This is a genomic window from Cellulomonas sp. (genome assembly GCF_965229465.1).
Lineage (GTDB): Bacteria > Actinomycetota > Actinomycetes > Actinomycetales > Cellulomonadaceae > Cellulomonas.
The window spans coordinates 1,723,231-1,744,903 of sequence record NZ_OZ245882.1 but is presented as its reverse complement, the minus strand read 5'-3'; the positions used below and the strand labels follow the sequence as shown (position 1 = coordinate 1,744,903).

Annotated in this window: 18 protein-coding genes; 11 read left to right on the top strand and 7 right to left on the bottom strand. The window is 73.6% G+C overall.

Annotation, left to right across the window (positions count from 1 at the left end; translation table 11 throughout):
* Window positions 1–13 precede the first annotated feature (13 nt).
* The gene (locus ACO06A_RS08470) at window positions 14–748 is read left to right on the top strand and encodes a class I SAM-dependent methyltransferase (protein WP_421735573.1); all 735 of its coding nucleotides are present in this window, start codon (window positions 14–16) and stop codon (window positions 746–748) included.
* Between the two features lie 50 nt (window positions 749–798).
* On the opposite strand, the gene ACO06A_RS08465 is transcribed toward ACO06A_RS08470, so the two are convergent.
* The 3 genes from ACO06A_RS08465 to ACO06A_RS08455 form a co-directional block, all read right to left on the bottom strand.
* Window positions 799–2,370: a family 43 glycosylhydrolase gene (locus ACO06A_RS08465; RefSeq protein WP_421735572.1), complete on the bottom strand. Its 1,572-nt coding sequence runs from the start codon at window positions 2,368–2,370 to the stop codon at window positions 799–801.
* Window positions 2,371–2,375: 5 nt separating this feature from the next.
* Window positions 2,376–3,437: a pectinesterase family protein gene (locus tag ACO06A_RS08460; protein WP_421735571.1), complete on the bottom strand. Its 1,062-nt coding sequence runs from the start codon at window positions 3,435–3,437 to the stop codon at window positions 2,376–2,378.
* 176 nt (window positions 3,438–3,613) lie between these two features.
* On the bottom strand, window positions 3,614–4,111 hold the full coding sequence (locus ACO06A_RS08455) for an FBP domain-containing protein (RefSeq protein ID WP_421735570.1): 498 nt from the start codon (window positions 4,109–4,111) through the stop codon (window positions 3,614–3,616).
* Between the two features lie 92 nt (window positions 4,112–4,203).
* Here ACO06A_RS08455 and ACO06A_RS08450 point away from each other — a divergent pair, with 92 nt between their 5' ends.
* Entirely contained in the window at window positions 4,204–5,061 is an 858-nt protein-coding gene (locus ACO06A_RS08450; RefSeq protein WP_421735569.1) for a tryptophan-rich sensory protein, read from the top strand.
* Window positions 5,052–5,345: a DUF1905 domain-containing protein gene (locus ACO06A_RS08445; protein WP_421735568.1), complete on the top strand. Its 294-nt coding sequence runs from the start codon at window positions 5,052–5,054 to the stop codon at window positions 5,343–5,345. Before ACO06A_RS08450 ends, ACO06A_RS08445 begins: the two co-directional genes overlap by 10 nt.
* A gap of 6 nt (window positions 5,346–5,351) precedes the next feature.
* Here ACO06A_RS08445 and ACO06A_RS08440 read toward each other — a convergent pair whose 3' ends face one another.
* Window positions 5,352–5,861, bottom strand: a complete 510-nt coding sequence (locus ACO06A_RS08440; RefSeq protein ID WP_421735567.1) for an ATPase — start codon at window positions 5,859–5,861, stop codon at window positions 5,352–5,354.
* Window positions 5,862–5,895: 34 nt separating this feature from the next.
* Here ACO06A_RS08440 and ACO06A_RS08435 point away from each other — a divergent pair, with 34 nt between their 5' ends.
* Together ACO06A_RS08435 and ACO06A_RS08430 are read left to right on the top strand one after the other, a co-directional pair.
* Entirely contained in the window at window positions 5,896–7,809 is a 1,914-nt protein-coding gene (locus tag ACO06A_RS08435) for a M3 family metallopeptidase (protein ID WP_421735566.1), read from the top strand.
* Between the two features lie 3 nt (window positions 7,810–7,812).
* Window positions 7,813–8,115, top strand: coding sequence for a hypothetical protein (locus ACO06A_RS08430; RefSeq protein ID WP_421735565.1), 303 nt, complete (start codon window positions 7,813–7,815; stop codon window positions 8,113–8,115).
* Window positions 8,116–8,118: 3 nt separating this feature from the next.
* Here the strand turns inward: ACO06A_RS08430 and ACO06A_RS08425 are convergent, their stop codons facing one another.
* Window positions 8,119–9,180 carry a serine hydrolase domain-containing protein gene (locus tag ACO06A_RS08425; RefSeq protein WP_421735564.1) on the bottom strand — a complete coding sequence of 354 codons (1,062 nt, stop codon included), beginning with the start codon at window positions 9,178–9,180 and terminating at the stop codon, window positions 8,119–8,121.
* A 94-nt stretch (window positions 9,181–9,274) separates the two neighbouring features.
* On the opposite strand from ACO06A_RS08425, the gene ACO06A_RS08420 reads away from it, so the two are divergent.
* Window positions 9,275–11,005: a lipase family protein gene (locus tag ACO06A_RS08420; RefSeq protein ID WP_421735563.1), complete on the top strand. Its 1,731-nt coding sequence runs from the start codon at window positions 9,275–9,277 to the stop codon at window positions 11,003–11,005.
* Here ACO06A_RS08420 and ACO06A_RS08415 read toward each other — a convergent pair.
* Window positions 10,903–11,787: a helix-turn-helix transcriptional regulator gene (locus tag ACO06A_RS08415; protein WP_421735562.1), complete on the bottom strand. Its 885-nt coding sequence runs from the start codon at window positions 11,785–11,787 to the stop codon at window positions 10,903–10,905. The two genes, ACO06A_RS08420 and ACO06A_RS08415, sit on opposite strands and share 103 nt — an antisense overlap.
* Before the next feature lie 142 nt (window positions 11,788–11,929).
* Here ACO06A_RS08415 and ACO06A_RS08410 point away from each other — a divergent pair, with 142 nt between their 5' ends.
* Together ACO06A_RS08410 and ACO06A_RS08405 are read left to right on the top strand one after the other, a co-directional pair.
* Window positions 11,930–12,178 carry a hypothetical protein gene (locus ACO06A_RS08410; RefSeq protein ID WP_421735561.1) on the top strand — a complete coding sequence of 83 codons (249 nt, stop codon included), beginning with the start codon at window positions 11,930–11,932 and terminating at the stop codon, window positions 12,176–12,178.
* A 140-nt stretch (window positions 12,179–12,318) separates the two neighbouring features.
* On the top strand, window positions 12,319–13,068 hold the full coding sequence (locus tag ACO06A_RS08405) for a DUF2306 domain-containing protein (protein ID WP_421735560.1): 750 nt from the start codon (window positions 12,319–12,321) through the stop codon (window positions 13,066–13,068).
* On the opposite strand, the gene ACO06A_RS08400 is transcribed toward ACO06A_RS08405, so the two are convergent.
* Window positions 12,971–14,722: an alpha/beta hydrolase gene (locus tag ACO06A_RS08400; RefSeq protein WP_421735559.1), complete on the bottom strand. Its 1,752-nt coding sequence runs from the start codon at window positions 14,720–14,722 to the stop codon at window positions 12,971–12,973. The two genes, ACO06A_RS08405 and ACO06A_RS08400, sit on opposite strands and share 98 nt — an antisense overlap.
* Before the next feature lie 150 nt (window positions 14,723–14,872).
* Between ACO06A_RS08400 and ACO06A_RS08395 the strand changes: the two genes are divergently transcribed.
* The 3 genes from ACO06A_RS08395 to ACO06A_RS08385 are packed head-to-tail and all read left to right on the top strand — an operon-like array spanning window position 14,873 to window position 21,643.
* The gene (locus ACO06A_RS08395; protein WP_421735558.1) at window positions 14,873–16,009 is read left to right on the top strand and encodes a M48 family metalloprotease; all 1,137 of its coding nucleotides are present in this window, start codon (window positions 14,873–14,875) and stop codon (window positions 16,007–16,009) included.
* Window positions 16,009–21,024 (top strand): AAA domain-containing protein, encoded by a 5,016-nt coding sequence (locus tag ACO06A_RS08390; protein ID WP_421735557.1) that lies wholly within the window; start codon window positions 16,009–16,011, stop codon window positions 21,022–21,024. Before ACO06A_RS08395 ends, ACO06A_RS08390 begins: the two co-directional genes overlap by 1 nt.
* The gene (locus tag ACO06A_RS08385) at window positions 21,017–21,643 is read left to right on the top strand and encodes a class I SAM-dependent methyltransferase (protein ID WP_421735556.1); all 627 of its coding nucleotides are present in this window, start codon (window positions 21,017–21,019) and stop codon (window positions 21,641–21,643) included. The genes ACO06A_RS08390 and ACO06A_RS08385 overlap by 8 nt, the downstream gene beginning before the upstream one ends.
* The last annotated feature ends 30 nt before the right edge of the window (window positions 21,644–21,673 follow it).

Here is a 21,673-nt window from a genome sequence, read left to right as displayed (position 1 = left end):
CATCGTCGGCGGGATGGATCCTGACCTGCTCTGGGACGCCGAGACCGCCCGCCGCTACGACACCCCCGGCACGGGCATGTTCGCGCCCGAGGTGCTCGGCCCGACGGTGGACCGGCTCGTCGCGCTCGCGGACGGCGGTCGTGCGCTCGAGCTCGCCATCGGCACCGGCCGCGTGGCGGTCCCCCTGGCCGAGCGCGGCGTGCCCGTGGTCGGCATCGAGCTCTCCCCGCACATGGTCGAGCAGCTGCGCACCAAGGTCGACGACACCACGATCCCGGTGGTCCTCGGCGACATGGCGACGGCGACGGCGCCGGGCGAGTTCAGCCTCGTCTACCTGGTGTTCAACACGATCGCCAACCTGCTCACCCAGGACGCGCAGGTCGCGTGCTTCCGCAACGCCGCGCGCCACCTGGTCCCGGGCGGCTGCTTCGTGATCGAGCTCTGGGTCCCCGAGCTGCGCAAGCTCCCGCCCGGCGTGCAGGCCACGGTCTGGCTGAACGAGCCCGGCTACATCGGCCTGGACACCTACGACGTGCTGCACCAGCGCGTGGTCTCGCACCACTTCCGGTTCGACGAGGGCCGCCGGGCCACGCTCGGCCGGACGCCTCACCGGTACATCTGGCCCTCCGAGCTGGACCTCATGGCGCAGCTGGCCGGGCTGGAGCTGGAGAGCCGGCACGCCGACTGGTCCGGGTCGGAGTTCACCGAGGACTCGCGCTCGCACGTGTCGGTGTACCGCCGTGTCTGACCTCGCTCAACCGGAGCCGCTCGGCGACACCAGGTCCGGCTGCGTCACCGTTACTCGACCTGCGCAGGCTGGTACGACACCTTCGTGAACGTCGCCGGGTGGCCGGCGCCGGTGAGGTCCCAGGCCCACAGGCCGACGAACGCCCCGGTGAACCCCATCGCGCGCGGGCGGCCGTCGTGGAGCTCCACGGCGTGCTCGTCGGACAGGATCGTGGCGTCCAGCGTCGGGCTGAACCGGTTCCAGCCGTCACCGGTGTCCCGGCGGAAGCGGATGTCCGGGCCGTCGAGGTCCAGGCCCAGGGTGAGCACCGGGCCGTAGAGCTTCTCCGAACGATCCTCATGGTTGGTGACCACTCCGTGGTCGCAGACGGCGAGCCGCAGGAACGGGTCGCCCACGTCGTTGGTCGTGACGTGCAGGAACATCCAGTTGCGGCTGTTGTAGTAGGTGGTGATCCCCGCGAGGTGCTGGAACGCGCGAGGTCGGTAGTCGACGGTCGCCTCGAACGAGCAGCGGGGAGCGGTGATGCGCTGCGCGAGCAGGCTCGGCCCGACCAGGCTCTGCGGGGAGCGTCCGCCGCGCAGCGTGATCCGGTCGCCGTCGACGGTGAGCCAGTCATCCGTCGCTGGCCTGCGCAGCGTCGACCACTCGGGGCCGAGCCGGCCGGCGGGTCCGTCGGGCGGCGGCGCATCGTCGAGCAGCGCCGGCACCTCGATCTCCGGCAGGCCGGTCGCGGTGCGCGGCCAGCCGTCGTCGGTCCACGTGACGACGGCCAGCGCGGTCTCTCGGCCGAGGATGCAGGGGCCGTGGCGACCGTGCGGCCGCGCGACGAGGTACGCGAGGTACCAGTCGCCCGCCTCCGTCTGCACGAGGCTCCCGTGCCCGGCCTTCTGGAGCGGGAGGTCGGGGTGGTCGCGCGCGGTGATCAACGGACCGTGCGGGTCGCGGACGTACGGACCGGTGAGCGTTCGCGAGCGCGCGACCCGCACCTGGTGCTCGTAGCCCGTGCCGCCGTCGGCGGTGACCAGGTAGTACCAGTCGCCGCGCCGGTACAGGTTCGGGCCCTCGATCCAGGTCCCGTCGGCGGGCAGCTCGACGAACGCCGGTTCGCCGACGAGCGTGCGCGTCGCACGGTCGAACCGCGTGACCTCCAGCCCCGCCGACCCGCCGTGCCCGGGCCGCCAGTCGTGGACCAGGTTGAGCAGCCAGCTGTCGGGACCGTCGTGGAACAGGGACGCGTCGAACCCGCGGGCGTGCAGGAGCACCGGGTCGGACCAGGGGCCGTCGATCGAGGCGGCGGTCGTCAGGTAGTTCGGGGCGTCGGCGAACCCGTCGGTGTACGCCGAGACGTTGCTGTAGACGAGGTGGAACAGGCCGTCGACGTGGCTGAGGTTCGGCGCCCACACCCCGCCGGAGTCGGGCACGCCGGTCAGGTCGAGCAGGCGGGTGGAGTCGAGCACGCCGCCGAGGTCGGTCCAGGTGCGCAGGTCGCGCGAGCCGTGCAGCCGGACCCCCGGCGACCACTCGAACGTCGACGTGGCCACGACGAAGTCGGCGCCCACGCGGACGATCGAGGGGTCGGGATGCGACCCCGGCAGGACGGGGTTGCGGATCACCGGCGGCATGCGGCTCAGTGTGGCTCCCTCGGTGACCATCCGTCCGCCCCGGACAGGTACGCGCGGACCGTGAACGCGGCAGCGGCGGCTCGGTCGAGCTGCGGGCGGTCGTCCGTGACCAGCGCGCCGGGTCCGCGGTTGTGGTGCTCGGCGAACCGGGCGTCGCGCCAGGACCAGCCGCCGGAGAAGTCGGCCCACGCGACCGCGCCGACGTGGTCCCCGATCCAGGAGTCGCGGACGAGCACCTGTCCGATCGCGTTCGGGTCGTTGCTCGGGTGCCACGGCCGGCCGAGGAACACCGTGCCGGCGGGAGCGTCGCTGGTGAACCGCACCCGCGTGAACAGGAAGCCGTAGGGGTTGTCGATCATGGTGCTGGGCGCGGTCACGTACCCGTTGTTGGTCGTCGAGCCTCGCGTGAGGGAGTGCACCTGGCCGCCCTCGAACACCGCGGTCGCGCGACCGAAGATGAAGTCGACGTCCCCCTCGACGTAGCAGTCGCGGAAGTAGGCGCGCGCGACGACGGCGGCCGACGAGCTGTTCACGTAGAGGGTGTCCTGGTTGCCGAGGAACCGGACGCGGTCGAACACCAGCCGGTCGGCGCGCGTGAGGACCGCGACGGCCTGGCGGTTGGTGATCTCCGGGTGTGCGGCCTCGTCGAACAGGTTGGCGAACGTGAGGTTCCGCGCGGTGAAGTCCGCGCCGTCGAGCGTCACGCTGGCGCTGCCCGACGTGCCGTACGGGCCGGAGCCGTCGGGCTTGGGCGTGCCGTTGGCGTTGTCGTAGGCGATGACGACGTCCTGTGCATGCCGGCCGGTGCCGACGAGCGTGAGGAACGGCTTGGTGGCGGGGACCTTGACCAGCTCGCGGTACTCGCCCGGTCGCACCGCGATGACCCACGGTTCCGTGGCACCCACCGGTGCCGCGTCGATGGCCGCCTGGACGCTGGTGAAGTCCCCGTGGCCGTCGAGCGCGACGGTGGCATCAGGTCTCTCGTGCGCCGAGGCGTTCCCGCCGAGTGCGACGGTGAGGGCGGCGAAGGTGGCAAGGAACAGGCCTGTACGTCGTCGTACGTGCATCTCAACCCCTGTGAGAAAGCGCTTGCCCGGCGGCGGGACGACGCTAGGGCAGCACCCGGGAGGGCGTCAAGAGGCGACCTCCGCGTCGGTCTTGATGTCGTCGGCGCCCGTGAACAGGCCGGACGCCGGGACGCCGTCGAGGATGAACGCCTGGTAGTCCGACCGGCGCGGAAGACTCAGATCGCCCGGAGCACCTCGTCGGCGAACCGCGCCGACCGCTCGCGCAGGCCCTCGATGCGTCGGGCGACGACGCCCGCGGGGTCGTCGCCCGCCTCGATGATCGTGGGCGTGCGCCGGACGTTGGCCGAGCAGCCGAAGGTCGTGCAGATCAGCGTCCCGATGGTGTCCCCGTTGCGGCCGGGTGCGCCGGCGCGACGGGCCACGTACATCGAGACGTCGTCGGTCGCGTACACGTCCTCGCACCACGCGCACACGGCGCGGCGGCGCTTGCCGGCGACCTCGGGCGAGCGCAGGGCGATCCCGACGAGGGTCTCGTCGTCGACGGGCAGGACCACGTAGGCGCGCAGGGGTGCCTTGCGGTCGATCCAGCCGAGGTAGTCGAGGCGGTCCCAGCGCAGCCCGGACAGGTCCGGGGGGAGGGTCACCTCGGCGGCCTCGCGGCGTGAGCAGTTCACGAAGGACGCGCGGATGAGCTTCTCGGTGAGGGGGTTCATGACCAGGACATGGTGCGGTCGCCCCGCGACGGCGTCAAAGCGAATGGCGCGCTCAAGATGCTCAGCATGCTGAGTTTTGGCACTCTGGAGCCATGGAGACCATGAGCACCGCTGTCGACGCCCCCGCCTCGTCCCGCGACCGGGCCCGCCAGGTCACCGTCCTGCTCGGTGCGATCGTCGCGATCGGCGGCGCCGCTGTGGGCTCGGGCGCGTTCGGCGGGCAGCCGATCGCCGAGGCCGCGGGTGGTGCGCTGTCCGCGACCGCCACCCCGCTGGCCCCCGACTCCCCGGCGTTCTCGATCTGGTCCTTGATCTACCTCGGCCTGGCCGTCTTCGCGGTCGCCCAGGCCCTGCCGCGCCAGGGCGCCGACCCGCGGCTGCGCGCCGTCTCGTGGTGGGTGCTGGCGTCCATGCTGCTCAACGCGCTGTGGATCGGCGTCGTCCAGGCAGGGTCGGTGGGCGGCAGCGTCGTGGTGATCGGGGTGCTGCTGGCCGTCCTCGCGGTGGTCTTCGTGCGGCTCGTCCGGATCGCCCACACCGGCGCGGCCACGTCCGTGGTCACGGACCTCACCGTCGGCCTCTACCTCGGCTGGGTCAGCGTCGCGACGCTCGCCAACATCGCCGCGTTCCTGGCCGACGCCGGGGTGGGGGAGCTCGGCCTGGGCGCGACGGCATGGTCCGTGATCGTGCTCGCCGCGGCGGCCGCGCTGTCGATCGCGTACGCGGTGTTCGGCCGGACGCGGCCCACGGTGATCGTGCCGATCGGGCTGGCGATGGCGTGGGGGCTGGCCTGGATCGGCCTGGGCCGCACCAACGGCCCGGTGGTCGACCAGACGGTGGCGACGGCCGCGTTCGTCGCGGCCGGGATCGCCCTGCTGGCACCTGTCGTCACGTCGATCGCCTCTCGCGCCCAGGGGCCCGGGCGCGGGACCCTGGGGCGATGGAGCTGACGTTCAGCGGCGAGATCATCTACTGGCGGGGGCCGTCGCCGTACCACTACGTCCCCGTGCCCGAGGCCGAGAGCGCCGCGATCAAAGCGGTGTCGTCGCAGGTCAGCTACGGGTGGGGGGTGATCCCCGTGCTCGCCCGGATCGACGACACCGAGTGGGAGACGTCCCTGTTCCCGAAGGACGGCCGCTACCTGGTGCCCGTCAAGGACCTGGTGCGCAAGGCCGAGTACCTCGACGTCGGCGACACCGTCACCGTCCGGTTGATCCTGGGCGGTCCGCGCTGACCCGCCTCACCACGGCAGCAGGTCGGCGACCGTGCGCGCCACCTCGGCGGGGGTGCGCCCGTCGGTCGCGATGCGGGGCATCCACGACGGGGCGTCGGCCTGGAGGCGACGGGCGGCGCGTGCGGAGCGCTCGACGTGCGCGGCCAGCTCGGCGCCGGACTCCCGCGCCGCGAGCCTCGCGTCGACCACGTCGTCGGCGGCCGTGAGGAGGACACCGGTGATCCGCGGGCTGTCGCCCATCGCGCCGGCGAGCTCGTCCGCCTCGAGCACGGAGACGGTGTTCGAGTAGATCAGCCGGCGGTACCCGAGCTCGCGGTAGTTCGCCCAGATCGCCGTCAGGTTCCGCATGCCCAGGCGGTGCTCCCACGGCGCCGGCCACGCGAGGTCGAGAGCGTCGCCCTCGACGACCGCGTGCTGCACGCCGGCGACCCTCAGCAGCGCGTGCAGCGCGGAAGCCACCGACGACTTGCCCACGCCGGAGCGCCCACCGATCACCACCAGCTCGGAACCGTCCACGCAGCCACCATGTCAGGTGGATATCGTCGGGACCATGCCGACGACCAGCTTTCCCACCGACGCGACCGCCTGGCCGGAGTTCCTGGCCACGACCGTCGACGCCCGCCTCGAGCACGCCCGCGCCCTCGTCGCGCGGCTGAAGGACGGGGCGCCGCGCACGACGGCCGAGGTGCTGGACCTGTGGAACGACGCCGACGTCGCGATCGGCACGGCGTCGTCGGCGGCGCACCTGCTGGCCGAGGTGCACCCGGACGCCGACCTGCGCGTGGCCGCGGAGGAGCGGGCGCAGGCGGCCGAGGACCTCGTCACCGAGCGCGGGCTGGACCACGAGCTGTGGCAGGTGCTCGCCGCGACCGACCCCGACGGGCTGGAGCCCGGCGCGCTGCGGGTGCGGGACCGGGTGCTGCGCGACTTCCGCCGCGCCGGCGTGGACCGCTCGCCGGAGGACCGGGACCGCCTGCGGGCGCTCGCCCAGCGGTGCACCGAGCTCGGCCTGGAGTTCTCCCGGAACATCCGCGACGACGTCCGCAGCATCCGGGTGCCCCCCGAGCAGCTGGACGGGCTGCCCGACGACTTCCGCGCGGAGCACGCGCCCGACGAGGACGGGCTGGTCACGCTCACCACCGAGTACCCGGACCTGCTGCCGGTCCGCACGTACGCGACCGACCCCGCGGTACGCCTCGCGCTCACCCGCGAGCACCAGCTCATCGGGTGGCCCGCCAACGAGCCGATCCTCGCCGAGCTGCTGCGCCTGCGCGCGGAGCGGGCGACCCTGCTGGGCTACGCGGACTGGCCCACGTACGACGCCGAGGTCAAGATGATCGGCTCCGGCAGCGCCATCGCGGACCTGGTCGAACGGCTCGACGGGCTCACCGCCGAGCGCGCCGCGCACGACGTGGACGTCATGCTCGCGCGGTACCGCCAGGACGTGCCCGGAGCCACGGCGGTCACGGCGGCGGACAACCTGTACTACGACCAGATCATCAAGAACGAGCAGTACGACGTGGACTTCCGCGAGGTCCGCGAGTACTTCCGCTACGAGGCCGTGAAGCCGGGCGTGCTGGACGTGGTGTCCCGGCTGTTCGGGATCGCGCTCGAGCGGGTGGACGCGCCGACGTGGCACCCGGACGTCGAGGTCTACGACGTCACCGACGCCGGTCGCGCGATCGGCCGGGTGTACCTGGACATGCACCCGCGGGCCGGCAAGTTCAACCACGCCGCCCAGTTCCCGCTGGTGCCGGGCATCGCCGGCCGGTCGCTGCCCGAGGGCACGCTGGTGTGCAACTTCCCGACCGGCCTGATGGAGCACGACGACGTCCTCACGTTCTTCCACGAGCTCGGGCACCTGGTGCACGAGGTGCTCGGCGGGCACCAGCCGTGGGCCATGTTCACCGGCGTGGCCACGGAGTGGGACTTCGTCGAGGCGCCCAGCCAGCTGCTGGAGGAGTGGGGCTGGGACGCGGGCGTGCTGGGCTCGTTCGCGACGAACGCCGACGGGGAGCCCATCCCCGCCGCGCTGGTCGAGCGGATGCGCCGCGCGGACGCGTTCGGACGCGGCGCGTGGACCCGTCGCCAGCTCAACTACACGGCCCTGTCCTACGGGCTGCACGCCGACCCGCCCGCCGACCTGGCCACCTACACGGCCGACGTCGACGCGCGCTTCGGCCCCTACACCCCGATCCCGGAGACCCACCAGTACGCCGGGTTCGGGCACCTCGACGGGTACGGGTCGGCCTACTACACGTACCTCTGGAGCCTGGTCATCGCCAAGGACCTGCGCACCGCCTTCACCGACGGGCTCATGGACCCGGTGGTCGGCCGGCGGTACCGCGACGCGATCCTGGCGCCCGGGGGCTCGGCCGACGCCGCTGAGCTGGTCCAGCGGTTCCTCGGGCGGCCGTCGTCGTTCGACGCCTTCGAGGCGTGGCTGGCCGAGGGGACGGTCTGACCCGTGAGCCGCACCGTCCAGCTCCGCCGCTACAACCTCAAGCCCCACCTGGTCGACGAGTTCCTGGTGTGGTGGCCGTCCCTCCTGGTGCCCGCGCGGGCCGCCTACGGGTTCACCGTCGAGTCGGCGTACCTGAACCGGGAGACTGCCGAGTTCACCTGGGCGGTCAGCGCCGAGGGGGACCAGGACGAGTTCCGTCGGCTCGAGCAGGTGTGGATGGCGTCGCCGGAGCGGACCGTCGTGTTCGAGGGGATCGACGGGTGGAACGACTCGACGGTCATCGCGTTCGTCGAGCAGCTCGCCTGAGCGTCACTGCCCGAAGGCCGCCGCCCAGAAGTCGGTGAACACGGGCGTCGGCTGCGGTGACGTCCACGCGTCCGTGGTGAGCAGGATCGCGACCGTGTCCGTGACGGGGTCGCTCCACCAGGTCGACCCCAGGCCGCCGTCCCAGCCGTAGCTGCCGGCGTGCCGACCGTCGGGGAGGTCGGCGAGCAGCACGCCGATCCCTAGCCCCCAGCCCTCGCGTCCGTCGGCGTCGTGCGCGCCGCCGCTCGCGGTCAGCATGTCCGGCCGCGGAGCCGACCGCAGGCCGGCTGCGAACGCGTGCAGGTCGGCCACCGTGGAGACCAGACCGGACGCGGCGTCCGGGAAGGCCGGCGGTCGCGCCCACTGCCCGTCCACCTCGTCGTACACGTCGGTCCCCAGCCACTGCCGGCCGAACCGGCCGAGGCTCGCGGGTGGGACGTGGAAGCCGGTGTCCACCATGCCGAGCGGGTCGAGGAGCCGCTCGGCCAGGAGCTCCGGCAGTGGTCGACCCGCCGCGCGCGCCACGAGGACGCCGAGCACCTGGGCGCCCGTGTTGTACAGCCAGCGGGCGCCCGGCTGCGCCGCGAGCGGGACGCTCCCCACGATCCGCATCCACGCGTCGGGGCCCGGTGACTGCTGCGGGGCGGGCGGACCGACCGGCAGCCCGCGCTCCGCCAGGGCGCTGAGGACCGCGCCGGGGAACGGTCCGGCGAAGTCCATGCCGAGGCCGAGCCGGAACCCGAGCACGTCCCGCACGGTGATCGGTCGGTCCGCGGGGACGGTGTCGTCGATCGGGCCGGCCGGATCGCGCAGCACGCGGCGGTCGGCCAGCTCCGGGAGCAGGGCGTCCACGGAGTCGTCGAGCCGCAGCAGCCCGTCGTCGACCAGCTGCATCGCGAGCGCCCCGACCACGGGCTTGGTCACCGACGAGATGCGGAAGATCGTGTCCGGCGCGCTGATGCCCGCGGCCCCGACGGTCACGTGCCCCGCCCGGTCCACGAGCCACGCCGCACCGTGCACCTCACCGGAACCGACCCGGGCCTCGACCGCCGTCCTCACATCCATGCGTCCACTGTGCCCGGTAGGTCCGACACGCGCGGGCAGGAGTCCGAGCGGCCGACCCGCGACGGCTGACCGACCGGAGCGCTAGTTTCGGCTCGTGCCGCGCCGCGACGACCACTCGGTCTCCCGCCGGCTGCGACTGACCCTCGGGATCGTGGCCGTGCTGCTCGGTGCCGTGCTCGTCGTCCGGCCGTTCTCGTCGCTGGCCGTGCTGGTGGTGGTCGTCGTGATCGGGCTGGTGGTCCTCGGCGTCGACGAGCTGGCGGACGGCGACCGGTGGTCGGTGGTGCGCGGCTCGGTCTCGCTGGCTGCCGCGCTCGCGGTGGTGGTGTGGCCGGGCGTGACGATCCGCGTGCTCGCCCTGGTGGTCGCCGCGGCGCTGATCGTCGACGGTGTGCTGGACCTGGTCCGGTCCCGGGGCGTGCACGGGACGGCTCGCGCCAACGCGGTGGTCGGGGGTGCGACGGCGATCGTGCTGGGCCTGCTCGCGCTCGCGTGGCCGGACGTGACCGTGCTGGTGGTCGCCGTCGTGTTCGCGGTGCGGCTGGTGATCGTCGGGGTGCGCGAGATCGTGGCCGGTGTCCGCGGGCAGGACGCCGACCTCGGCCGGCTGTGGCCGCGCCGGCAGGACCCGCGCGGCGGCTGGTGGCGGCTCACCGGCTCGGTGCTCGGTGCGCTGGTAGCGCTCGTCCTGGTGCTGGCCGGCGTGGTCGTGCAGAGCGGCGTGCCCCGGCCGGACGCGTTCTACGACCCACCCGACGACGTCCCGTCCGCCCCCGGCCAGCTGCTCCGCAGCGAGCCGTTCACCAGCGACGAGATCCCCGCAGGCGCCCGGGCGTGGCGGATCCTCTACACGACCACCCGCGACGAGGGGCGTCCCGCGGTCGCCAGCGGGCTGGTCGTCGCGCCGGACTCAGCATCCCCGAGCCCGGTGGTCGCGTGGGCGCACGGGACCACCGGTGTGGTGAGCGGGTGTGCGCCGTCCGTGCTGACCGACGGGCTGAGCTCCGGCGCGATGGTCGTGCAGGACGACGTCCTCGCGCAGGGCTGGGCCATGGTCGCCCCCGACTACACGGGTCTGGGCACCGAGGGGCCGCACCCCTACCTGATCGGGCAGGGCGAGGGGCGCTCGGTGCTGGACGCGGTCCGGGCGGCGCACCAGCTCTCCGACATCGACCTCGCCGAGGAGACCGTCGTGTGGGGCCACTCGCAGGGCGGCCACGCGGCCCTGTGGGCCGGGATGCTCGCGCCGTCGTACGCGCCGGAGCTGCGGATCGACGGGGTCGCCGCCCTGGCGCCCGCGAGCAACCTGCCGGCGCTGGTGGACGTCGTGGAGAACGTGACCGCGGGGGAGCTGTTCGCGTCCTACGTGGTGGAGGGCTACACCGCCGAGTACCCCGACGTGACCTTCGACGACCTGATCCGGCCGGGCGCGCGGATCATCACGCGCGAGATGGCCCAGCGGTGCCTCGCCGAGCCCGGCGTCCTCGTCTCCGTGCTCACCTCGGTGGCCCTGGACCGGCCGATCTGGTCGGGCGACCCGAGCAGCGGCGTGTTCCTCGACCGCCTGGTCCAGAACGTGCCGTCCGGACGCATCGCGGCGCCGCTGCTGGTGGCTCAGGGGGCCGACGACGCTCTGGTGACGCCCGCGGCCCAGGCGGCCTACGTCGACGACCGGTGCGCGGCCGGCTACGCGGTCGACTACCGCACGTATGCCGGCCGCGGTCACGTCCCGCTGGTCGAGGCGGACTCCCCGCTGATCCCCGAGCTCGTCGCGTGGACCACCGACCGCTTCTCAGGCGAGCCGGCCGCGGACACCTGCCCGTGAGCCGGCGTGTGCGCGACAGGCGCGAACGGCAGGGCCAGCGCCGCTGCCTCGGCTGCCGTGCGCACCCCGACGCGTTCGCGGACGTGCTCCATGTGCTTGTGCACCGTGGACTCGGACAGGAAGAGCCGCTCGGCGATCTGTCCGTGGGTGAGACCTGACGCCGCGAGTGCGAGGACCTCCCACTCCCGAGGCGTCAGCGCGGGGGCGCCGACACGGCGACGCTCGGCGTCGAGCCAGATCTCCTGCAGGTGGGGGCGCAGGAGCTCGGCGACGCACCGGTCCCGCTCGTCGAACACCCGCCCCTCCTCCCGGCCGACGGAGATGCGGCGCTCGTAGCCGTGCAGCGACGGGAGGCAGATTGACAGCACCGACACGATCTCCGGGCAGAACTCCCGCGTGAATGGCCTGTTCAGCATGTCGCGCCGGGTCGGGAAGAAGTCCGGAGTCATGAGGATCGTGCGCCGGTCCCCCGTGCGCAGGGGCAGGCTGCACATGGGGTCCTGCCAGATGACGTCGAAGAAGTAGCGGTCCTCCTCGATGTCGTCGGGTCCGGACCCGTCCTCGTACAGGGGGCCGTCGGGTCCCATCCCGTGGACCCAGATCCTGCGGCGCCCGATGACGTCGTTCACTTGGTACTGGAAGTGGCACCCCGGGAAGAGCCTGCGCAGCCCCTCGAACGTGGCCTCGGGGAACGAGAGTCCTGGGTTGCTCTCGCGACTCGACTCGATGAGGTCCACGACGGCCTCGGCGTCCCCCGCGTGCAGGTGCACGTGTCCACCCATGGCTGCCCCCTCTCCCCGGTTCGACCGTAGGCCGGTCCAGCGGCGGAGGGGAATACGCACGGATACCCATATCGGCGGCGCGCGCGCCGGTCGACCGTGGACGACAGAGCCGGCACCCCGCCGGTGGAGAGGGGCAGGAGTCATGGTGTTCTCACCTCGCCGGACCGCGTCGGTCGGCATCGCCTCGGGCTGCGTCGCCGTGCTGGCGGCCGCTCTGTTGTCCGCAGGTTCGCTGCCGCCCGCGCAGCCGCGCGACGGGCGCGACGCGTCGGTCGACACCCCCCGGGTCGTCCGCGTCGCGTCGTCGGCCACCGAGTGCGTGGCACTCAGCTCGCACTATGTCCCGGAGCGCGGGCCCGTGCACTCGGGCGGGCACAAGCGTGCCTACTGAGACGGCAGTCGAACAGCTCGCCCACAGGAAGCCACCCGGCCGAAGGGACGACCCGGCTGCGGCCCATCGGCCGATGACCCGGCACGCCCGCGGCGGCCAGGCTCGGAGCACGACGATCCGCACCTGACGAAGGGGGACCCGTGCCCAGACACGAGTGGCGCATCCCGGCCGGCCTGATCCTGCTGAGCCTGGTCCCGGTGCTGGCGGGGTCGATCCGGCTGGCGGAGCTCGCCGGCAGCCCGGAGGTCACGCCGGACAACGCGCGGTTCGTCGCGATGCCGGCGCCCGTGGTGGTGCACATCGTGGCGGCGACGGTGTTCTGCCTGCTCGGCGCGTTCCAGTTCCATCCCGGCCTGAGGCGCCGGCGTCCGCGCTGGCACCGGCTGGCCGGTCGCGTGGTCGCCCCCGCGGGCATCGTGGCGGCGCTCGCGGGCCTGTGGATGGCGGTGTTCGCGGAGCTGCCCGCCGGGGACGGTCCCCTGCTCGAGGTGTTCCGCGTGGTGTTCGGCTCCGCGATGGTCGCGTTCCTCGTGCTCGGCGTCCCGGCCATCCGCCGCCGGGACGTCGTCACGCACAGCGCGTGGATGACCCGCGGCTACGCGATCGGCCAGGGCGCCGGCACGCAGGCCGTGCTCTTCATCCCCTGGACCCTCGCCGGGTCGGTCGGCGAGACGAGCCGTGCCCTGATCATGGCCGCGGCCTGGGTGCTGAACCTTGCGGTCGCGGAGTGGATCATCCGGCGGCGGCGCCGTCCTGACCGGGCAGTCACCCACCCGGTCAGGACCACCGCGGTCAGCTCCGCGGCAGAGCGCCCGGCAGCGGCGGCACCACCGGCGGCAGCGCACGCTCCGGCGCGCCACGACGCTGCTCGGTACCCGGCGGCACCGTGAACGGCTGCACGTCACCGGTGCACACCGTCCCCGCAGCGGGAATGCGTCCCCGGAGCAGGTAGGTGTCCACCGCGTCCGTCACGCACGCCGACGTGCCGTAGGCCGTGTGCCCCCAGCTGTCGCTGGACAGCAGGCGGCTGTTCGGCAGCAGGGACGACGCCGCCACCGCGCCGTCGTAGTTGGTCGCCGGGTCCCAGTAGTTGCCGACGACGAGCACGGGCGCCGCGGTCCGGTGCGTGAACGGCCCGGCGTACGCGTCCTCGTCGCGAACCGTCCACGTGGACGACGCGCACGGGGACGAGGCCCACGTCCACAGCGGACCGAACCCCGGAGCGACGGCGTCGGCGCGGGCGGACGCCGGCACCCACTTCTCGGCGCGCGCGGGGTTGAGGCCGTCGGTGCACAGGACGCTCTGGAACGCCTCGGGCGAGTTGTCGTACGGGAAGCCCAGACCGAAGGCGTCGCTGCGCTGCGCCGTCGCGTGCAGCGCCTCGTACTTCTCCACCAGCGGGGCGCTCGTCGCGGTGGTGCCGCCTGCGGCGAGCAGGGTGGCGACGAGCGTCAGGTCCTGGTCGACGTAGCTGTAGCCCTCCGGCGCGTACAGGTCCCCGAGCAGGAAGCTGATGAGGGTCGCGTAGGTGAGCACGAACACCGGCTCGCCCGTCTCGTCGACGATCGTGAGCGGCTCGGCCTTCAGCGACGCGATGATGTCGGCGTAGAGGGTCTCCGGGTCGCCCAGCCCCGCCAGCGAGCAGAACTCCGGGCCCGCGGTGGTGCACCGCGCGAGGACCTCGTGGAGCGCCCTCGAGGCAGCCTCGCCGGACTTCAGCCGCTGCGTCTGCGGGATGCCGGCCGTCGCCGGCGTGCCGGCCCAGGCCACCGGGTCGAGCACGCCGTCGATGACCACGGCCCGCACGCGGTCCGGGAACAGGTTGGCGTACACGTTGCCCAGGTACGTGCCGTACGAGAAGCCCAGGTAGCTGAGGCGCTGGTCGCCGACGGTCCTGCGCAGGACGTCCATGTCCCGGGCCACCTCGGCGGTCGACATCGAGCCGGACAGCGGCGTGCCGGTGGTCGAGCAGGCGATGCCGAACGCCTTCGACGAGGCGATGAAGGCGCCCGTCTCGGCGTCGCCCACCGGGAACGGCACGTTCAGCCCCGCCAGCGCGCTCGCCTGCTCGCCGAGGTTCCGGAAGCACTGCACGTTGCTGCTGTAGTTGGTGCCGCGCGGGTCGAAGCCGACCACGTCGAACCGCTCCAGCAGCGCCGGCGACAGGAAGAACGGCGCCGCGGCGGCGATCTGCACCCCGGAGCCGCCCGGCCCGCCGGGGTTGAGGAACAGCGTCCCGAGCTTGCGTGCCGGGTCGGTGGCCGGGACCTTGAGCAGCGCGACCTCGGTGGTGGCCTTGCGGGGCTGGTCGTAGTCGAGCGGCAGCTGCACGGTGCCGCACTGGGTCCGTGGCCCGAAGGCGGTCGAGCAGTCGAACCACTGCGGGTCCGGGGCGGGCACCCGGTCCACCCGGGCCGCCTCGGCGCGGCTGGTGCGGTCCGACGGTGGTGCGGCGGTCGCACCGGTCGCTCCGAGCGTGACGACGAGGCTGAGTGCTGCGAGCAGCGTGCCCCACCTGCGGACATGGAGACGTACGGCAGTCATGCATACCCCCTGCAGACGCGTCCGCCGTCCGCACGCCCCCCGGCGGCGGTCCGGCTCCGGACGCGCCTCACCCTGCCGAACCTCGGGTCGACCCGGCAACCCCCTGAGCGCGTTATCGTCGCCGGGGCCGCGACGACGAGGGAGGTGGCCGTGACCGACTGGGGACCGCTGCCGTACCACCGCGACGTCGCCGCGCTCCTGGAGCGCGAGAACCCGGTGTCCTTCGCCTCGCTGCGCCCGATGGCCTCGTCGGGGACGGACGAGCTGGACCAGCTGCTGCTCCGCCAGACGTACCGCGTGGACCCGGTGGGCCACCCGGAGGCGCACGCGGCAGTCCAGCGGGCCGCCGACGCGCTCGGCGTCACGGTGCCGATCGAGATCTACGTCGACGAGCGCGGCCAGGGCAGCAACGCCGAGCTGGTGTACGTGCCGGACCGCGCGGTCCTCGTCCTGACCGGCGGCACCCTCAATCTCCTCGACGACGACGAGCTGTGCGCCGTCGCCGGCCACGAGCTGGCGCACCACCTGCTCTGGACCGCCGACGACGGCCGGTTCCTCGCGGCCGCCCGCCTGCTGGACGCCGCCGAGTCCGACGCCCGGACACCCTCGGAGTACCTGGAGACCGCGCGCCGGTTCCGGCTGGCCACGGAGCTGTACGCGGACCGGGGCGGGATGCTGGCCTGCGGGTCGCTGACGACGACGGTGAGCGGCCTGGTCAAGATCGCCACGGGGCTGACCAAGGTCGACTCGGCCGCGTACCTGCGCCAGGCCGCCGAGGTCGACTACAGCGTCCCGAGCGCCGGCAGCACCCACCCGGAGACCGTGCTGCGTGCCTGGGCGCTCCAGGAGTGGGCCGAGCGCGGCCCCGGCGCGGACGCGGCTGTCGCGGCGGCCCTCGGCCCTCAGCTGGACCTCGGCGCGCTCGACGTGCTCGGGCAGGACGGGCTGGCGGAGATCACGCGGTCGCTCGTGTGGATGCTCGTGGCCGACGAGGTGGTGCGCAGCGAGGAGGCGCTCGACCTGGCGCAGCGGTTCGGGGTGGTCGTCGGCGGACCGCCCGTGCTCACGGACACACCGTCGAACCTGGCCGCGGAGACCCGCACCTATCTCGCGTCCGTGCTGGTCGACTTCGCGACCGCCGACGACGACGGGGGTGTCGACGACCTCGGCGCGGTGCTCGCGGTCGGCCGACGGGTCGGTCTCGGGGACGAGGTGCTGCGGTTGCTCAAGGACGAGCTCGACCTCGGCGAGCGGGCGCTCGCGAAGGTCTCGGCGGCGGCGGGCTGATGCGCGCGCTCATCGGTCGTGCCGTGGCCCGTGGCGGTCTGCCCCCGGACGACGTCCTCGGGCTGCTGCTGCCGATGTTCCGCACCGTGCAGACGCTGCACGAGACCGGACGCGTCGCCCCGCTGCGCGGCCTGGGCGCACTGGCGCAGACCGACGCGGAGCCGGTGACCGTCGACGTCACGCAGGCGGGACCGCCGCAGCGCAACCGCGCCGCGATCGCCGCCGCGGAGGTGTCGGCCGCGGTGGAGGTCGAGCAGCGCACCGCCGAGGACGGCGTCGTGGGCACCGTCCGGATCGTCGCAGGCTGGCAGCGCTGGGAGCACCTGGCGGGCCACCACGACGAGCTCACCGACATCGCCAGCCTGGGTGAGCTGTTCGTCGCCCTGGTGTGCGGGCTCGACCTGGCCGACGAGGCCGACGCGGACCTCCTCCAGCAGCGCCGGAACAACCTGTTCGCCCTCGCGCCCGCCCTGCACCCGGTGCTGGCCACGGTCGCGAGCTCGATGATCGCGCCCGACCGCCGGCGTCGCGCCCAGGACCTCGCCGACGTGATCACGCGGCTGGAGACCTACCGCGACCAGCCCGAGGACTTCGACCTCGACCGCGTGCTCGGGGAGCGGACCGACCGCCGCGCGGCCGTCCTGGAGCACCTGCGCGACCGGCTCTTCGACGCCTCCCGACGCAACCCGATGCTGCACTTCCGGCCCACCGGCCGGACCATCAACCTCACCGAGGCGTCGGTGCCGCTGGTGCTCGACGTGCGGCACATCCGCGCGTCGCAGCTGTTCACGTGGGGCGGTCCGGCCTCGGCCCGGCTGGTGGACGGCAAGGCCGTCGACGTCGGCTCGCTGGTGCGCTGGGACGACGCCCCCTACGCCGCGGCGGCGCTCGACGCGCTCATCTCGTCCGCCCGTCGCGACCGTGCCGAGTACGGGCGGGACCAGCTGCGCCTGGTGGTCGCGTTCCTGCGCTGGCACGACGTGAAGAACGACCCCGGCACGCCGATCGACTCCCCGCTGGTGCTCGCGCCGGTGACGCTGACCAAGCAGCGCGGGGTGCGCGACGCCTACCGGTTGCAGCTGACCGGCACGCAGGCAGAGGTCAACCCCGTGCTGCGGCACCAGCTGGACGAGCTGTTCGGGCTGCGGCTGCCGGAGACCATCGACCTCGCGTCCGACGGGGCCGTCGAAGAGCTGCGGGCGAGCATCGAGAAGCAGGCGCGCACGACGCAGCCGGCGGTGGTCGTCGGCCTCGTCGACAAGCCGCGGATCGAGCTGGTCCGGCACCGGGCCCAGGTGGCGCTCCAGGCCTACCGGCGACGCCGACCGAGCACCCGTCCGCTGTTCGGGCGTCGGCAGTACGCATACTCCTACACGCGGCCGGGCTGGAACCCGCTGGGCGTGCAGATCTTCCAGGACCGCATCCAGCGGCGGCCGATCCCGTTGTCGGTCGAGCTCGGCGACGCGCCCGCTCCGCAGCACATGGTCGAGACGTTCTCGATGCAGACGCAGGGCGACGACAACCCGTACACCTGGGACGTCGACCTGACCATGGTCACGCTGGCCAACTTCAACTACCGCACGCTCAGCCTGGTCCGCGACTACGACTCGTTGCTGACCGAGCCGATGCCTAACGAGGCGTTCGACGAGCTGTTCTCGACCGCTCCGCGCGACGTCGCCGAGCACGGCGCGACCATCCCCGTGGCCGACCGGTACCTCGTCGTCCCCGCGGACGCGTCGCAGCTGGGCGCCGTGGCGCTGGCCCGCTCCGGCGACAACTTCGTCATCCAGGGACCGCCCGGCACGGGCAAGTCGCAGACGATCACCAACCTGGTCGCCGACTTCGTCGCGCACGGCAAGCGCGTGCTGTTCATCTGCCAGAAGCGCGCGGCGCTCGACGTGGTGCACGCCCGGCTGCGGGCGCAGGGGCTCGGCGAGATCTGCACGCTGGTGCACGACAGCCAGGAGGACAAGAAGGAGTTCGTGCACGGCCTGCGGGACACGTACGAGCGCTGGCTGGCCGACGACGAGCCGCTCGAGGCCGTCGAGGCCCGGCGGGCCGCGCTGATCGACGCGACGACCGGCGCCCTGGCCGAGGTCGGCGCCTACGAGCGGGCCCTCGGCGGCGTGCAGGACGTGCTCGAGCGGCTGATCGCGCTGCGCGGGTTCCGCTGGGGCGACGACCTCACGCCCGCCGAGCAGGCGCTCTTGCCCGAGCCGTCCGACTGGGTGCCGGCCCGCCCGCTGGTCGACGCCCTCGTCGCCGCGCTGGCTCGCGCCGGCGCCGCCCCGGTGCTCGCGCGCACGCCGGCCCGCCTGATCGACCCCGCGGTCCTCGACCAGCCGCGTGCCGACGCCGTGGTCGCGCAGCGGGCGCAGGACGCCGCCGCGGCGGTCGACGCCGTGCTGGCCGTCCTGGGCGACGGCGACGACCTGACCGTGGACGACGCCGACGCGGTCGGCCAGATGCACGCGGTCCTGGCACCCCTGGTCCAGCGCGACCTCGGCTCGGCCGTCACCCCGCGCACGCCCGCCGCGCGCCGGCTGCAGGACGCCACGGTCGCGTGGCGCGAGGTCGAGGCGGCGGCGGACGCGGCCGACCGGGCGGCCTCCGGCTGGCGCGAGCCGCTCTCCGCGCCGGACGCGACAGCGGCCCTGGAGATCGCCCGGCGCCGCGAGGCCTCGGTCTGGAAGTTCCTCGACGGTGGCTGGCGGCGGGTGAAGCGGCTGGTCGAGGCGGGTTTCGACGCGGCCGACCGGCAGGTCCGGCCGACCGCCACTGCTGCCCTGGAGCTCCTGGTCGCCCGCTACGAGACGGCAGCCCGGGCCGACGCGTTCTCCCAGGAGCTGGCCCGCGACTGGGGCCACGGTGACCTCGCTGTCCTCTCGGACAGGATCGCGGCGATCCGGCGGTACACCGGGCGGCTCGCGGTGTGGCGCACGCGGTTGGCGGACACCGAGCGGGACGACGTCCTCGACCGGCTGCCGGAGCTCGTCGAGACGGTCCGGACGCACCTGACCGGGCTCGTCGCCGGCGCCGACGACCTGCCGATGAGCGCCCTGCGCGACGAGCTGCGCGGGCTCACGGGCGCCGACGGGCAGGCCCTGGTCCGCGCGGCGGCCGGCACCCTGCGGGACCTCGCGGCGGCGCCGACCGTGCTGCGCGCGCTCCGGCAGCTCGACGCGTCCCCGGACCAGCTGGAGCACGCCGTCGTCGCCGCGTCGATGCGCGAGGCCCGCGCGCAGGAGCCCGCGCTCAGCCGGCTCGACGGCGACCGGCTGGCCGACCTGCTGGACCGGGTGGCCGAGCGCGCCCCGCAGCTCCAGCGCGCCAACGCCGACGTGGTCACCGCCCGGCTGCGGGCGCAGTTCGTCGAGTCGGTCGCGCACTCGCAGCGGACCGTCAGCGGGATGTCCACGGACGACCGCGCAGTCAAGGCCCTGTGGATGGCCGGCCGGAGGGAGCTCGAGCACGAGTTCGGCAAGGTGCGCGCGTACAAGTCGATCCGGCACCTGGCCTCGGCGGAGCCCGGTGCGGTGGTGGCGGCGATGCGCCCGGTGTGGCTGATGAGCCCGTCGTCGCTGTCGGACACCCTGCCGCTGGAGGGGTCGTTCGACGTCGTGATCTTCGACGAGGCCAGCCAGATCCCCGTCGAGGAGGCCGTGCCCGCGCTGTTCCGCGGAGCGCAGGTGATCGTCGTCGGCGACCGGATGCAGCTGCCGCCGTCGCGGTACTTCCAGGTGGGCGCCGCCCTTTCCGACGAGCCCGAGGACGAGGTCACGGTGGGCGCGGTCCTCGACTCCGACAGCTTCCTCGCGGTCGGGTCCGTGCGGCTGCCGTCGACCATGCTCACCTGGCACTACCGCAGCCAGTACGAGGCGCTGATCCAGTTCAGCAACGCGGCTTTCTACGAGGGCCGCCTGACCACGATCCCCGACCGCACCCTCACCCACGTCCGCGCGCGCCCGCTGGAAGTGACGGTCGGCTCGTCGTCACCGTCGCCCGAGGATGTCGTCTCTGCCGTCGACGGCCTGCTGGAGCGGAGCATCAGCGCCATGCGCGTGCTCGACGGCGTCTACACGCAGCGGACCAACCCGCAGGAGGCCGTCTGGATCGCGCACCTGGTCCGCGAGCTCCTGACCCGGGGCACCGGCCAGACGCTCGGGATCGTCGCGTTCTCGGAGGCGCAGCAGTCGGAGGTCGAGCGGGCGCTGGAACGGCTGGGCCGCGACGACGCCGAGTTCGCCCGGCTGTACGACGCCGAGCTGACCCGCGAGGAGGACGGCCAGGTGGTCGGTCTGTTCGTGAAGAACCTCGAGAACGTCCAGGGCGACGAACGCGACGTCATCCTCATGAGCGTCTGCTACGCCGCCGGCCCGGACGGTCGCATGCGCATGAACTTCGGGCCGATCAACAACGCGGGCGGCGAGAAGCGGCTCAACGTCATCTTCAGCCGCGCCCGCCGGCACATGGTCCTGGTCAGCAGCATCGACCACACCGCGATCACCAACGTCTACAACGACGGCGCCAACACCCTGCGCGGCTTCCTGCACTACGCCGACGCGGTCTCCAACGGGGACGCCGCCGCGGCCGCCGGGGTGCTGGCGGGGCTGCGCGAGCGGTCCGGACGGGTGCCGACCCCGGTCGTCCCGCCGATCGTCGAGCAGATCGCCGACGCCGTCCGCGCGGCCGGGGTCGAGGTCGTCGCCGGCGTCGGTCAGTCGGCGTTCCGCTGCGACCTCGCCCTGCGCCCGCCCGGCGCCCCCGCCCACACCGTTGGCGTGCTCGTCGACCAGTCCGCGCGGCTCGCCGCCCACTCCCTCGACGAGCGCCGCGTCACGCAGCCGACCGCCCTGCGCTCCGGCGGCTGGCGCGTGGTGCAGGTGCTGGCGACCGAGTGGGAGGCGGACCCGGACGGCGTCGTACGGCGGCTGGTGGCGGCGGTGGGGTTGCCGGAACGGCAACGCGGCTTGCCGGCTTCTTCGGTCGCGGCCGACGATGTCGACCATGACTGAGCACACGCACGGCGAGCACTACTGGGACGAGCACTACGCGACGATCGACCCCTCCTGGGGTACGCGGCCGAACGCGGTGCTGGTCGACGTGCTCGGCGCGCTGGCTCCCACGCCCGGCCGCGCGGTCGACCTCGGCTGCGGCCACGGCGGCGACGCCCTCTGGCTCGCGTCGCTCGGCTGGCACGTGACCGCGGTCGACGCCGCCGCGATCGCGCTCGGTCGCGTGGCGCAGGCTGCCGCGGACTCCGGGCTGTCTTCTCAGGTGACGGTCGAGCAGCACGACTTGCGCGAGTCGATGCCGACCGGTTCGTTCGACCTCGTGACCGCGACGTACCTGCACGGCCCGGCGGAGTTCCCCCGCGCGGAGGTGCTGCACCGCGCGGCCCAGCTGGTCGCGCCGAGCGGACTGTTCGTGGTGATCGAGCACGCGTCGTCGGCTCCGTGGTTCTGGGACCAGCACCGGGACTTCCCGACGCCCGCCGAGTCGCTGGCGTCGTTCGACCTCGGCGACGGGTGGACCATCGAGACGCTCGACGCCCCCCGCCGCACGGCCACCGGCCCGGACGCTCAGACCGCGGAGGTCTCGGACAACGTGATCGCGGTGCGCCGGGCGGCCTGACGTTCGGCCGCGCGGGTGAGCGCTGCCGCT

Coding starts and splice junctions, on each gene's coding strand:
- ACO06A_RS08435 (WP_421735566.1), top strand. CDS start 5,896: ATGCCGACGACCAGCTTTCCCACCGACGCGACCGCCTGGCCGGAGTTC.
- ACO06A_RS08450 (WP_421735569.1), top strand. CDS start 4,204: ATGGAGACCATGAGCACCGCTGTCGACGCCCCCGCCTCGTCCCGCGAC.
- ACO06A_RS08415 (WP_421735562.1), bottom strand. CDS start 11,787: ATGGGTGGACACGTGCACCTGCACGCGGGGGACGCCGAGGCCGTCGTG.
- ACO06A_RS08390 (WP_421735557.1), top strand. CDS start 16,009: ATGCGCGCGCTCATCGGTCGTGCCGTGGCCCGTGGCGGTCTGCCCCCG.
- ACO06A_RS08410 (WP_421735561.1), top strand. CDS start 11,930: ATGGTGTTCTCACCTCGCCGGACCGCGTCGGTCGGCATCGCCTCGGGC.
- ACO06A_RS08460 (WP_421735571.1), bottom strand. CDS start 3,437: ATGCACGTACGACGACGTACAGGCCTGTTCCTTGCCACCTTCGCCGCC.
- ACO06A_RS08425 (WP_421735564.1), bottom strand. CDS start 9,180: ATGGATGTGAGGACGGCGGTCGAGGCCCGGGTCGGTTCCGGTGAGGTG.
- ACO06A_RS08400 (WP_421735559.1), bottom strand. CDS start 14,722: ATGACTGCCGTACGTCTCCATGTCCGCAGGTGGGGCACGCTGCTCGCA.
- ACO06A_RS08445 (WP_421735568.1), top strand. CDS start 5,052: ATGGAGCTGACGTTCAGCGGCGAGATCATCTACTGGCGGGGGCCGTCG.
- ACO06A_RS08465 (WP_421735572.1), bottom strand. CDS start 2,370: ATGCCGCCGGTGATCCGCAACCCCGTCCTGCCGGGGTCGCATCCCGAC.
- ACO06A_RS08470 (WP_421735573.1), top strand. CDS start 14: ATGGATCCTGACCTGCTCTGGGACGCCGAGACCGCCCGCCGCTACGAC.
- ACO06A_RS08455 (WP_421735570.1), bottom strand. CDS start 4,111: ATGAACCCCCTCACCGAGAAGCTCATCCGCGCGTCCTTCGTGAACTGC.
- ACO06A_RS08385 (WP_421735556.1), top strand. CDS start 21,017: ATGACTGAGCACACGCACGGCGAGCACTACTGGGACGAGCACTACGCG.